Genomic DNA, 12,196 nt, shown 5'->3' with positions numbered 1-12,196 from the left:
AGCAATAATTAACTCTCTACCATATCGTTGCAAAATTGAAACGATACCCCGTTCGCCGTTGTATACGCCTCTCCGGGCCGTTCGGGGACGCGGTTCGAGCAACGGACGATCGAACGCGGACGATCCTCGAGTCGGGTTCGCAGAATAGCGCCGCGGCCGCGCGAGTCGGACTCTTCGTAATCCAGGGAACGAATCTATTCGGCGTCTCCGCCCGATAGCGGAACACGTGATTTCATCCGGATCTCTTTCGAGCCGCCTTCTGTACGCAGTTGTACCGAACTGACTACTCGCGTCTCTCGTAGAAACAGCGGCTGTCGCATGGACGTCACTGGGACTCGAAGTCCTCGACCATCTGCGGCACGCAGCCGACCGCCGGCTTGATATACGCACAGTGGTCGCCGACGGTGTCGGTCACATCCACGTCGGTGTCGTTGTCCGGCGTCGTCCCGCTGTCGTCGTGATCCAGCCGCCGCTGCAGTCGGCACCGCCACAACCCAGTCCGCTCGAGAGCGACTGAATCTCGTAGCCGTAACAGACGCTGTCGTCGTTCTCGGAGTGATAGTTGAAGACCGCGTCGGCGCCGGTTTCGATACGGGAGGCGAATTCGCCGTCCGTACAGACCGAGTTGTCGTCGTCGGCCGCCCCGACCAGCGCAACGCTGTCGACGGTCGCGTCGTCGCCCAGTACCGACAGCGCCTCGAGACAGAGCCGGCCGCCCAGTGAGTGCCCGACCAGTCGAACCGTCGTCTCATCGAGGTCGATGCGGTCGGTCGCCAGCCACGATGCCAGGCGCCGCCCGGCCGTCTCGGTCGTCCCCTCGGCCTTCCAGTAGTTGAGGGTATCCGAAGCTCACGACGTGGCGACGACGCGGCCGTCGTATTCGGCCTCCTCGAACGCTTGCTCGAGGGTGTAGGCCTGATCGGTGCTGGTCTCGCGGCCGAGCCAGCCGTGGACGAAGACGACGACCGGGTCGTCCTCGAGGTCGTCGACGTTCGGCGCCGTCGGATTGCTGCTGGTGAGGTCGATCTCCGGATACTCCGCGGGGGCGTCCAGCCAGTCGTCGCAGCCGGTAAAGCCCGATGCCGAGGATGACCCCTCGATCGACGCGCCGACGAGTCCGGCACTGCCGATCGCCGTCGCGGCCGAATCCCCGTACCAGGCGTGCAGGTACACTCCGGTGTCCGAAGTGGTAGATCGGTACCGTCATCGCGGTCCGGCCGTACGAAAGAATCGAACCGGGACGGTCGTCGGGGTCAATGCGGCCGACTCACGGCGCCGGAGCGACGCTGATGATCCGAGAATCGGACTCGTTCTCGCACCTGACCCGGACCGGGAACACGTCCCTCGTCTGAACCGGGTAGGTCCTGTAGCCGAGCGTCACAGTGGTGCTCTGGTTCGACGCGAGGGACACGTACCGACTATCGACTTGATCCGGATCGTTACCGACGATCAGCCGTGCGTTCCCGCGCAGTCGCGCGGATCCGTGATTCGTGATCCGTGCCGTGAGGCGGAACCACTCGCCTCCTCGAAGCGGTTCGTTCGTGTTGATGATCCGTACCGACGGGTACCTGTGTCGACCCGCCGCGGTCGACGCGCCACCGAGGCCGGTGAGCGCCGCTCCGAGGGCGCCCGCGCCTTTCAGGAGTTTTCTTCGGTCCATACCCAGTGCGATGTTTGTTATCATTCACCATAGACTCATTCTGCGTCGGTTCGACGGGCCCTGAACTATTTCACCCGTTGAACGGCGGTCGCAGCCGCGATGTTCGAGCCGAGTCGACCGTGCCGGCGGATCCGGTCCCTCGTCCGTCGTCACCGGTCGGACCGTCCGGCGTTCGAACTGCTCGGTTCCGTGACCGATGCGAGACGCGGTAGGGTGTCCGATTTCGTACCACTCACGCCTCGTTTCGCGGTTACAACGGTGGAACGGTCTTCGTTCTAATCAGTTTTCGCGAGAACCAGACACCTAGATTCAATCGGTCGCGAGTGGGACGAGCGAGGGATGAACAGCACACACGGGGAGACGGACGCCGAACCCGTCGACGTCGTGAACTTCCTGACTCAGTCGCCGATTCGGGTCGCTATCCTGCAGCGACTCCGCGAGACCGACCGCCTGACCAAGGCCGAACTGCGCGAGGAGGCCGACGCCTCGCGGGTAACAGTCCAGCGGAACCTCAACGCGCTCGAGGAGCGGGAACTGATCCGCTGTCGCGTTCGCGAGTACGAGATCCGACCGTTGGGGGAAGTCGTGGCCGAGGAACTCGAGTCGACGACCGAGACGATGGCGTTCGTCGAGCGCATCCGCCCGTTCTGTCGGTGGTTTCCCGACGACGAACTCGAGTTCGACGTGTGCGCGCTTGCCGACGCGACGGTCGTCGTCTCGGACTCGACAGACCCGTACGCGCCCGTCAACCGCCACATCGAGGCGATGGAGCGCGCCGACCGATTTCGGTGTCTGCTCCCGGCGATCGGATTGCCGGCGCTGACGGTCGCCCGCGAGCGCGTCGTCGAGCACGACCAGTCCCAGGAGGTCGTCCACAGTGCGACCCTCGAGTCGACGCTGCGGTCCGAACCCGAGTACCGGGAGCTGGTCGCTGAGATTCGGGCCCACGAGGCGTGTACGATGCGCGTGGCGGACCGCAAACTCACCTACTATCTCGGCCTCTTCGATGATGTTGTCCAGATCGGCGTCGAGGACGATGACGGGATCCCCCGCGCGCTAGTCGAGACCGACGCGTCCGAAATCAGAGCGTGGGCAGAGGAAACGTACGAGTGCCACCTCGAGCAATCAGAGCCGCTCTCGCTGTGAGTCTTCGGCGATTCGTCTCGAATTTATACCCCAATCTGTGCGCATTTAGAAAAGCGTCCTGACGAACATTTAAACACGCTGAGGCTCCCGGATCGCTCACTGCGTTCGCTCTCGGACTGCGACTCGTCTACTCAAATCTCCGGATACGAGTTTCGCCCGACACTAAACTGCGAGCGACGCGTGGCGCGTTAGCGCCACGAAAAGCGAACGGCGAAGCCGTGAGCAGCGAGCGGCTGGTGTCGGCAGAAACGGCCTGACGGAGTCTCATGCGAGTGTAACGAGCGTGAGACACGTCAGGACCGAACGACGTAGCGAGTGCTGAACAACGTGAAGCACTCGTAAGGAGTGAGCGTCCTGACGGAGATTTGAACTCCGGTCCCTGGCTCCGCAAGCCAAGAGGATAGTCCACTACCCTATCAGGACTCATCTCTACGTAACCGGGTTACCATTAAAGCACTTTCGAAAGCGACCGGCTCCCGCACGACAATTTCACGCACGACCTGCTTGTAAACGGACGTCTCTCGAGATCGGACAACGATAGCCCAGCGTCCCGTTGTCCACGCTGACGTTTATATCCGATCGCGCGTCCAACGGGAGCTATGACCTGCCGCTCGAATGTCGTCGACACACGGTCCGAGGCCGCCGTGTCGGACCGACCGAAATCGCTCGATCGAATCGGTAGCACCGCTGTACTCGTCGGCTGTCGACCCGCGCCGGGACGCCGAATGAACAACGCTTATGCGCGGCCTACCCATGCACGAACATAGAATGAGCGACATCGAGGGCGTGTACGAAGACCTCGAGGCCGACGTTTCTCTCGAGGAGTTTCGCGAGGCCGTCGAGGCGAAAGTCGAGCAGATGGGCGGACTCGCGGACGAGGAGACGGCGGCGATGCTCGTCGCTCACGAGATCGGCGAGAGCGAGGTCGGCGGCATCGCCGACATCGAACCCGGCATGGAGGAGGCGAAGTTCGTCGCCAAAGTGCTCTCGATCGGTGACGTGCGGACGTTCGAACGCGACGGCGAGGACGAGGACGGCCGCGTCGTCAACGTCGAGGTCGCCGACGAGACCGGCTCCGTTCGGGCCGCCTTCTGGGACGAGCACGCCGAGGCCGCCACCGAGGAACTCGAGGAGGGCCAGGTATTGCGAATCAAGGGGCGTCCCAAGGAGGGCTTTTCCGGCGTCGAGGTCAGCGTCGACGACGTCGAACCGGATCCGGACACGGAGATCGACGTCCAAGTTTCGGACACTCACACCGTCGAGGCGCTCTCGCTCGGCCTCTCGAACGTCAACCTCGTCGGGCTGGTCTTAGACACCGACAGCGTCCGAACCTTCGACCGCGACGACGGCTCCGAAGGGAAGGTATCGAACCTCGTCCTCGGCGACGAGACCGGCCGCATCCGCGTCACGCTGTGGGACGAGCAGGCCGACCTCGCCACCGAGTTCGACCCCGGCGAGACCGTCGAGGTGATCGACGGCTACGTCAAGGAACGCGACGGCAACCTCGAACTCCACGTCGGCAACCGCGGCGCCGTCGAGGAAGTCGACGAGGAGGTCGAGTACGTCCCCGAGAGCACGCCGATCGAGGACCTCGAGATCGAGCAGACGGTCGACATCGCGGGCGTCGTCCGCTCCGCGGACCCGAAGCGGACCTTCGACCGCGACGACGGCTCCGAGGGACAGGTTCGAAACATTCGCGTTCAGGACGCGACCGGCGACATCCGCGTCGCGCTGTGGGGCGACAAGGCCGATATCGACGTCGGACCCGGCGACGAGGTCGCCCTCGGCGACGTCGAGATTCAGGACGGCTGGCAGGACGACCTCGAGGCCTCCGCGGGCTGGCAGTCGACGATCACGGTCCTCGAGTCCGACTCCGGCAACGCCGGCGGCGAGAGCGCCGCGGACGACCCGAGTAACGAGAACGCCGGCCTCTCGGCGTTCGCCGGCGACGACGGACCGAGCGAGGCGGACTCCGGGGGAAGCCCCGCCTCGAGCGACGAGTCCGACGATGCCGGCGGCGCCGATGCCGGCGTCGAAGCGGACGAGCCGACCGACGGCGAGGAACTCGAGTTCACCGGCGTCGTCGTGCAGGCTGGCGACCCGGTCGTTCTGGACGACGGCGAGTCGACGATGAGCGTCGCGACCGACGCCGACGTCGGCCTCGGCGAGGAGGTGACCGCCCGCGGGATCGTCCGGGACGGTCGCCTCGAGGCAAACGACGTGTTCTGACGCCGCGAGCAACCTCATCGGACGTCTAGGAAAAGCGTTAAGGGACTTTGCTCCGCCTAGCATGGTATGAACGTCGAACTCCCGTTCGCCCCGGTGGACACGATCATCCGGCGGAACGCGGGCGATCTTCGGGTGAGTGCCGACGCGTCGAAGGAACTCGCAACGCGGATTCAAGAACATGGGAGCGAGCTCGCGATCGACGCCGCCGAGCAAGCGACCCGCGACGGGCGCAAGACGCTGATGGCCCAGGATTTCGGCGTCGAGCAGGTCGTCGACAAGGACGACCTCGAGCTTCCGGTCGCGCCCGTCGACCGCATCGCCAGACTCGAAATCGACGACCGATATCGCGTTTCGATGGACGCCCGGGTGGCGCTGGCCGACATTCTCGAGGACTACGCGGACAACGTCGCTCGGGCGGCCGCGATCCTCGCGCACCACGCCGACCGCCGGACGATCACCAACGACGACATCGAGACGTACTTCTCGCTGTTCGAGTGAGATGCAGTTTGGTTACAGCGAGACTTGTCTCGCACACGATCCCGGTTCGCGCCACCCAGAGTCGCCGGACCGGCTCCGCGCGATACGGGAGCGACTGAAGAAGAAACACGGCGTCGAGTACGTCGAGGCGGACCCCTGCGATCTCGACCGGCTGGCAGCCGTCCACGAGCGGGAGTACCTCGAGTCCGTCCGGGAGTTCTGCGCCGACGGGGGTGGCAACTGGGACCCCGACACGAGCGCGGTCGAGGAGACCTGGGACGCGGTCTGCCAGAGCGCCGGGCTCGCCTGCTGGGCCGTCGAGGCCGCCCTCGAGGGGGCGACCGGTCGTCGGACGCCGTTCTCGATCGGCCGGCCGCCGGGCCACCACGCCGTCTACGACGACGCCATGGGGTTTTGCTTCGTCAACAACGTCGCGGTCGCCGCCCAGCACGCCCTCGATTCCGAGGAGCACGACGTCGATCGGGTCGCGATCGTCGACTGGGACGTCCACCACGGCAACGGGACCCAGGACATCTTCTACGACCGCGACGACGTCTTCTTCGTCTCGCTCCACGAACAGGGACTCTATCCGGGCACCGGTGCCGTCGACGAGACCGGCGAGGGAGCGGGCGAGGGAACCACGATGAATATTCCGATGCCGGCCGGCACCGACGACCGCGAGTATCTCGCGGCGGTCGAGGGGCCGATCGGCCACGCGCTGACCGACTACGATCCCGACCTGCTCCTGATCAGCGCCGGCTTCGACGCCCACCGTCACGATCCGATCTCGCGCATTCGGCTCTCGACGGAGGCCTACGCCCTGATGACCGACCGATTCCGGACGCTGGCCGACGAGACCGACGCCGCCTTCGCGTTCATCCTCGAGGGCGGCTACGGACTGGACGTCCTCGCGGACAGCGTCGCCATCGTCCACGAGACCTTCGACGGCCGCGAGCCGATCGAACCCGACTCGGAGTTCGGGGAGCAGGCCGAGTCCGCCCTCGAAGAGGTTCTCGAGGAGCACGAACTGGATATCGACCTCGGGGACTGAGTTCCGGTTCCTCGTTCGAAAAGACGCACCCGCTTTTCTCGCGGCCGCGATTCAGGGTCAGGGTCGCGGCTCGAAGTACCGCGCCAGCTCTCGGCCGAACGCCTCGCACAGCGCTGCGATCTCGTCGCCGACCAGCACCTCGTACTCATCCTCGAGGGCCGTCTCGACGTGGGCGCCGAGCCCGACGTCAAAGAGTCGATCGCTCTCGAGGAATCCGCGAGCCGTGGTGAACTCGCGGGGGCGTTCGGTGACGTACCGGTCGCCGTCGATGAAGGGGCCGTAGGCGTCGGGATCGTCGGCGTAGGCCTCGTAGAACCCGTCGGCGTGACTCCGGACGTGGATCGGCGGCCCGTCGTGGCGCTCGACGGCGGGCCGGTCCGCGACCGCGAGTTCGGCGAGGATCACCGCGGCGTCGTCGGCGAACGTCGTTGCCCGGAAGATGTCGAAGCCGCGGTCGTCGAGGCCGGTCGTGATCCCCTCGAGCGATTTTCGAAGCTGCGGATAGAGTTGATCCTCGACGAGGTCGGGCGCCTGGAATCGGACCGCGACGGGTGTGGTGCCCCGCCGCTCGAGGTGCGCGCGCAGCGCCGTCTCGTCGAGCGAACCGGGGTCGTCGGACTCGAACACCCCGGTACGGGGATCCTCGAGAAACCTGCGAGCGTAATGCTGGAGGCGAGCAACGTTCTCGGCGGCACAGACGGCGGCGACGTTGCGTTCGGGATCGGTAGGGTCGATGACGACCAGCGGATCGTCGAACGTTTCTTGGCCGTGGTCTTCGGGATCGAGTTCGACCGGCGGCTGCCACTCGGCCGCGGCCTCGAGCAGGCCGCGAAACCCGCCGTACTCGACGACGAGGAGTTCGGTGAGATAGCCGCTAAAGCCCCGTGTGCGGAGGTCGCTTCCGTAGGCGCCGATCCCCTTGAGGAACTGCTTGGCGAGCCGGACGTCGGCGGTCAGTTCGTCGTCGAGTCGCGCCTGTAAGTAGCTGGTGTGGAAGGGCGTTCTGTCGACGGCCGATCGAATTTCCGTCGCCGACTCGAGACGGAAACAGGGGACGACGTCGACGTCGAACCCCTCGACGGTCCCCTTGACGTAGGGGTGTTCGGCGTACTCCTCGTGGCCCTCGGGGAGCGTTTCGTGGCCGACCTCGAGGCCGTAGCGCTCTAAGGTCTCGCGGTCGAGTTCCGGCGGGAAGCGCACGAAGATGTCGATGTCCCGATCGCCGCTGATCCAGGTGTTTCTGGCAGTAGAGCCGACCTGCATCACGTCGGCGTCGGGACAGCGCTCGGTCGCGGCGGTCTCGGCGCGCTCGATGAGTCGGTCGGCGATCGTCCGGAGGCGGTCGCGCTCCTCGGTGTCGGGTTCGATTCGCTCGCGAACCGCGGCGACGACCGTCTCGAGGTCGTCGCGCTCCCCGTCGGTACGCGAGCCGTGCTCGTCGAACGTCCCGCTGGTCCCGTGCTCGTCGCTCTCGGCGTCCTCCTCGCTCATCGGGTGGGGCTACTCGAGCGGTGCGTGAAAGGGTGTCGAACCGCCGGAAGCGAAAACGAAAGCCCTATCAAATACACCCGGCTATCAGAAGATGGGCCGAAGTAGCTCAGATGGTAGAGCACCTCGCTGTTAACGAGGTTGTCCCAGGTTCGAGTCCTGGCTTCGGCGCTCGTAAATTTCGTCGGAATTCTCGTGTAGACCGGAACGAGTAGTGTTCCGAGCGTGCTGTTTTTCGAACATTACTCTCGAGGAGTGATTGCTCCGAGCGAACTCGATGAGAAAAACAGCGAGATGGGCCAGACTCGAACACGCGAGTCGCAGGCCCGGGAGCGAACGCAGTGAGCGACCTGGAACGTCTCGCACCTGTTCGAGTCCTGGCTTCGGCGCTCGTAAATTTCGTCGGAATTCTCGTGTAGACCGGAACGAGTAGCGTTCCGTGCGTGCTGTTTTTCGAACATTACTCTCGAGGAGCGATAGCACTGCACGACTCCGAGTTTCGTAAGCGCGACCGCGCCGGATTCGAATGCACAGCTCGCAATTTCGTCTCCGCGGCCTGTTGTTTATATCCGATCGAGCGGCCAGACCGTCCGTGTCGGACCGAACCACGCGTTACGAGAACCTCGAGCAGCCACAGAAGCGCGGTCGCGCGACCGAAGCGATCATCCGGGCAGCGTTCGCGGTGCGCGATATTCTCGTCCTCGTCCCGACCGCAGACGAGCCGTACGACCTCGTCGTCGAGGTCGGCGGGCAGTTCCACCGTATTCAGTGCAAGACGGCCTATCGAAAGAGCGAGGGGACGGTCGCGTTCGGAACGGTCGCCACGCGGCGTGGCAACGACTACAGCCGCGAGGCCTACCGCGGACGCGCGGAGTACTTCGCGGTCTACGATCCGATCACCGACTCCCGGTATCTGGTTCCGGTTTCGGACGCAACGGACGGGAAGATGGAGATTCGATTCCGCGAGCCGAAGAGCGGGCGGCGCGCCGGAATCAACTGGGCGGAGGACTACCTGCTCGAGGAGCGACTCGCCGACCTCCGGCGGCCCCGATAACGATAGCGGTCAGTCTCAGCCGTCCCGGAGCTGGCCGATCGAATTCAGTGGAGCCAGCGAGTAGTCGACGCGATCGACGGCCTCGATCGCGCGGAGGGTGCCGACGAACGCCGACAGCGTCTCGAGGTCGCCCTCGAGGACGAACAGGTCGACGCAGTATCCGGGTTCCGACCGCGATTCCGAGTCGCGGCTCGTGTCGCACGACGGACAGCCACAGCCATCACCGACGTGGCCGTGGTCGTTCGAAGCGACGACGTCGTCGTACTCGTGGCGCAGTTCGGTCACGCGGCATTCGACGCGCTGACTGCCGAACTCGTAGAAGACGCTGACGACGCCAGCGAGGGGTCGGCCCTCGAGGCGGTCGTCCTCGAACTCCCCGAGTAGCGTCCGCGCGCTCTCGCGGACGACCTCGCTGCGGCCTGTGTAGTCGTGATCGGCGGCGTGGGCGTCGAGTCGGTCGATCAAATCTGCAGGCATCGAGACGCTGACGATGGGCATTTCCGATATGAAAATCGAATAGAAGAATAATAATATTTGTTATGATCTTCGCACCAGTTGCGTAATAGCTAATGTTATTAACCCGACAGACCATATTCGCAATCGACTCATGACTGACCGCATTCCCGTGACCGTCCTGAGCGGCCCACTCGGCGCCGGTAAGACGACCGTTCTCAACCACGTGCTGACCGCCGACCACGACTTCGAGGCGGCCGTCGTCGTCAACGACATGGGCGACGTCAACGTCGACGCCGAACACGTCGCCCGACAGACCGACCTGGGCGGCGACGAGGAGATCGTCGAACTCTCGAACGGCTGTATCTGCTGTCGGCTGCGCGGAGACATGCTCGAGGAAGTGGGTCGACTGGCCGACCGCCTCGAGTTCGACTACCTCCTGGTCGAATCCTCGGGAATCTCAGAGCCGATCCCGGTCGCCCAGACGTTCGCGATGGGGTTCGAGGACGCCGACTTCGATCCGACCGACACCTACGAACTGGATACGATGGTCACCGTCGTCGACGCCTACAGCATCTGGGAGTCGTTCGACACCGGCGGCGCACTCGCGGCGCAGCAACCTGCGGCCGACGCCGGCCGCGTGCCCGAAGCGGTTCTCCTCGAACAGATCGAGTTCTGCGACGTCCTCTTGCTGAACAAGTGCGACCTCGTCCCCGACGACGCGCTCACGGAAATCGAGGCCGTCCTCGAGCGCCTGCAGCCCCGAGCGGAGATCGTTCGGACCGAGTTTGGCGACGTCGATCCGGCCGACATCCTCGACACCGACCGGTTCGACTTCGAGCGCGCGCAGGCGTCGGCGGGCTGGAAGCGCGAGCTCCAGCACGAGCATGACCACCACGACCCGCAGGCGGAACACGGGGTCACGTCGTTCGCTTACAAGCGCGATCGGCCGTTTCACCCCGAACGCATCGCGGCGCTGCTCGCCAACCTGCCCGCGGAACTCGTCCGCGCGAAGGGCTTCTTCTGGAGCGCCGGCCGCGAGGACGTCGCGATGGGGGTCGACAAGGCCGGCACGTCGGTCCGGGCCGGTCCAACGGGACAGTGGTTGGCTTCCCTTCCCGAGGAAGAGCGCGAGCAGTTCTTCGCCGCGCGACCAGGTCTGAAAGACGACTGGGACGAAGAATGGGGCGACCGAGGGACGAGCCTCGTCTTCATCGGTCGCGACTTCGACGAGGAGACCCTGATCGAGCGTCTCGAGGACTGCCTGCTGACCGACGCCGAGATGGACGACGACTGGGATGCCTACCCCGATCCGTTCGGATCGGAAGACCGACGTGAACTCGCGCTCGTTGACGAGACATGAGCGTTCCCGTCACCGTCCTCTGTGGCGAACTCGGCGCCGGCAAGACGACCCTCCTGTCGGCCCTACTCGAGTCGACCGACCGTGAGATCGCCGTGCTGGTCAACGACGTCGGCAGTGTCAACGTCGACGCCGATCTCGTCGAAGCACGCACCGACTTGCGGACCGGCGAAGAGGTCGTCGCTCTCGAGAACGGCTGTATCTGCTGTAGCCTCGGCGGCGAACTCTCCCGATCGGTCATCCAACTGTGGAAGGAACACGACTTCGAGTACCTCGTCGTCGAGGCCTCCGGCGTCGGCGAACCGGAGCCGATCGCCCGGCAGTTCGTCCGCGGCCCCGCGGGCGGCCCCTACGACCTCGACGCGGTCGTCACCGTGGTCGACGCCCGGCGGTTCCACGATCGGTTCGCGGCCGCCGGCGCGGTCGACGGGGCGACCGACGACGCGGCCGTCGCGGGAGACGACCCGCCCGAGCGGCCCGAACGACAGGGTCCCGACGAGACCGGCAGCCGACCGCTCGGGGACCTGCTGCTCGAACAGGTCGAGTTCTGCGACCTGCTGGTCGTCAACAAGTGCGACCTCGTCTCGGACGTCGAACGCGAGCGCGTCATCGGAATCCTCGAGATGCTCCAGCCTCGCGCCGAGATCGTCACAACCGAATACGGATCGCTCGATCCCGACGCGCTGCTCGAGAGCGGGCGCTTCGACCTCGAGGCCGCGGCCGAGTCGGCGGGCTGGAAGCGAGCGATTGAGGCCGACGCAGACGTCGACGACCACAATCACGACCACGACCACGCACACCCGCCGGAACGCTACGGGATCGAGGTCGACACGTACCACCGGCGGCGGCCGTTCCACCCCGAACGCTTCGAGGCGCTGCTCGCCGACCTGCCCGCCGGTCTCGTCCGCGCGAAGGGACTGTGTTGGATCGCCGGCCGCGAACGGCAGGCGATCACGATGAGTTACGCCGGGACGGCGACGACCCTCGAGGTGACGGGCCGCTGGATCGCCAGCCTCTCCGAAGAGCGCCAGGATCAGTACCGAGAGGCCCAGGACGACCTCTCGTGGGACGAGGAGTGGGGCGACCGCGAGACGCGACTCGCCCTGATCGGCCGCGACCTCTCGATGGACGACCTGCAGGCCCGCCTCGACGACTGTCTGCTGACCAACGCCGAGATGGACGCCGACTGGTCGACGTTCGAGAACTCCGCGCCGACGGGGATGGGCGAGTCGGTGACGGTCTCGAGCGACGAGTAACGACCCCAACCGCGTCACACTC

At 65.3% G+C, this 12,196-nt stretch carries 13 protein-coding genes and 2 tRNA genes; 9 read left to right on the top strand and 6 right to left on the bottom strand.

Annotated elements, in window-relative coordinates; genetic code table 11:
* Positions 1-325: 325 nt before the first annotated feature.
* The gene (locus EH209_RS24660) at positions 326-493 is read right to left on the bottom strand and encodes a hypothetical protein (protein ID WP_249038809.1); all 168 of its coding nucleotides are present in this window, start codon (positions 491-493) and stop codon (positions 326-328) included.
* Between the two features lie 62 nt (positions 494-555).
* Here EH209_RS24660 and EH209_RS24655 point away from each other — a divergent pair, with 62 nt between their 5' ends.
* Positions 556-723 (top strand): hypothetical protein, encoded by a 168-nt coding sequence (locus EH209_RS24655; protein WP_249038808.1) that lies wholly within the window; start codon positions 556-558, stop codon positions 721-723.
* Positions 724-849: 126 nt separating this feature from the next.
* On the opposite strand, the gene EH209_RS24650 is transcribed toward EH209_RS24655, so the two are convergent.
* Together EH209_RS24650 and EH209_RS14935 are read right to left on the bottom strand one after the other, a co-directional pair.
* On the bottom strand, positions 850-1,173 hold the full coding sequence (locus EH209_RS24650; RefSeq protein ID WP_249038807.1) for a hypothetical protein: 324 nt from the start codon (positions 1,171-1,173) through the stop codon (positions 850-852).
* A gap of 94 nt (positions 1,174-1,267) precedes the next feature.
* Positions 1,268-1,660, bottom strand: coding sequence for a hypothetical protein (locus EH209_RS14935; RefSeq protein ID WP_126663686.1), 393 nt, complete (start codon positions 1,658-1,660; stop codon positions 1,268-1,270).
* A gap of 339 nt (positions 1,661-1,999) precedes the next feature.
* On the opposite strand from EH209_RS14935, the gene EH209_RS14930 reads away from it, so the two are divergent.
* Positions 2,000-2,806 carry a helix-turn-helix transcriptional regulator gene (locus tag EH209_RS14930; protein ID WP_126663685.1) on the top strand — a complete coding sequence of 269 codons (807 nt, stop codon included), beginning with the start codon at positions 2,000-2,002 and terminating at the stop codon, positions 2,804-2,806.
* A 350-nt stretch (positions 2,807-3,156) separates the two neighbouring features.
* Here the strand turns inward: EH209_RS14930 and EH209_RS14925 are convergent.
* Positions 3,157-3,229, bottom strand: a tRNA-Arg gene (locus EH209_RS14925).
* 345 nt (positions 3,230-3,574) lie between these two features.
* On the opposite strand from EH209_RS14925, the gene EH209_RS14920 reads away from it, so the two are divergent.
* The 3 genes from EH209_RS14920 to EH209_RS14910 all read left to right on the top strand — a co-directional run bounded on the left by EH209_RS14920 (position 3,575) and on the right by EH209_RS14910 (position 6,563).
* A complete protein-coding gene (locus EH209_RS14920) occupies positions 3,575-5,035 on the top strand; it encodes a single-stranded DNA binding protein (protein WP_126663684.1) in 1,461 nt (486 codons plus the stop codon).
* Between the two features lie 66 nt (positions 5,036-5,101).
* Positions 5,102-5,533 carry a histone family protein gene (locus EH209_RS14915; RefSeq protein ID WP_126663683.1) on the top strand — a complete coding sequence of 144 codons (432 nt, stop codon included), beginning with the start codon at positions 5,102-5,104 and terminating at the stop codon, positions 5,531-5,533.
* Position 5,534: 1 nt separating this feature from the next.
* Complete coding sequence (locus EH209_RS14910; protein ID WP_126663682.1) at positions 5,535-6,563, top strand: histone deacetylase family protein; 1,029 nt, start codon at positions 5,535-5,537, stop codon at positions 6,561-6,563.
* Between the two features lie 57 nt (positions 6,564-6,620).
* Here the strand turns inward: EH209_RS14910 and cca are convergent, their stop codons facing one another.
* Positions 6,621-8,054 carry a CCA tRNA nucleotidyltransferase gene (cca, locus tag EH209_RS14905; RefSeq protein ID WP_126663681.1) on the bottom strand — a complete coding sequence of 478 codons (1,434 nt, stop codon included), beginning with the start codon at positions 8,052-8,054 and terminating at the stop codon, positions 6,621-6,623.
* Between the two features lie 95 nt (positions 8,055-8,149).
* On the opposite strand from cca, the gene EH209_RS14900 reads away from it, so the two are divergent.
* Together EH209_RS14900 and EH209_RS14895 are read left to right on the top strand one after the other, a co-directional pair.
* Positions 8,150-8,222, top strand: a tRNA-Asn gene (locus EH209_RS14900).
* A 421-nt stretch (positions 8,223-8,643) separates the two neighbouring features.
* Positions 8,644-9,105, top strand: a complete 462-nt coding sequence (locus tag EH209_RS14895; protein WP_126663680.1) for a group I intron-associated PD-(D/E)XK endonuclease — start codon at positions 8,644-8,646, stop codon at positions 9,103-9,105.
* A gap of 15 nt (positions 9,106-9,120) precedes the next feature.
* On the opposite strand, the gene EH209_RS14890 is transcribed toward EH209_RS14895, so the two are convergent.
* Positions 9,121-9,603, bottom strand: a complete 483-nt coding sequence (locus tag EH209_RS14890; RefSeq protein WP_126663679.1) for a CopG family ribbon-helix-helix protein — start codon at positions 9,601-9,603, stop codon at positions 9,121-9,123.
* A gap of 109 nt (positions 9,604-9,712) precedes the next feature.
* Here EH209_RS14890 and EH209_RS14885 point away from each other — a divergent pair, with 109 nt between their 5' ends.
* Positions 9,713-10,921 carry a GTP-binding protein gene (locus tag EH209_RS14885; protein WP_126663678.1) on the top strand — a complete coding sequence of 403 codons (1,209 nt, stop codon included), beginning with the start codon at positions 9,713-9,715 and terminating at the stop codon, positions 10,919-10,921.
* A complete protein-coding gene (locus EH209_RS14880; protein ID WP_126663677.1) occupies positions 10,918-12,174 on the top strand; it encodes a CobW family GTP-binding protein in 1,257 nt (418 codons plus the stop codon). The genes EH209_RS14885 and EH209_RS14880 overlap by 4 nt, the downstream gene beginning before the upstream one ends.
* Positions 12,175-12,196: the final 22 nt, after the last annotated feature.

Source organism: Haloterrigena salifodinae, from assembly GCF_003977755.1.
Classification (GTDB): domain Archaea; phylum Halobacteriota; class Halobacteria; order Halobacteriales; family Natrialbaceae; genus Haloterrigena; species Haloterrigena salifodinae.
The sequence above is the reverse complement of the archived record's forward strand: the minus strand, read 5'-3'. Positions and strand labels throughout refer to the sequence as shown.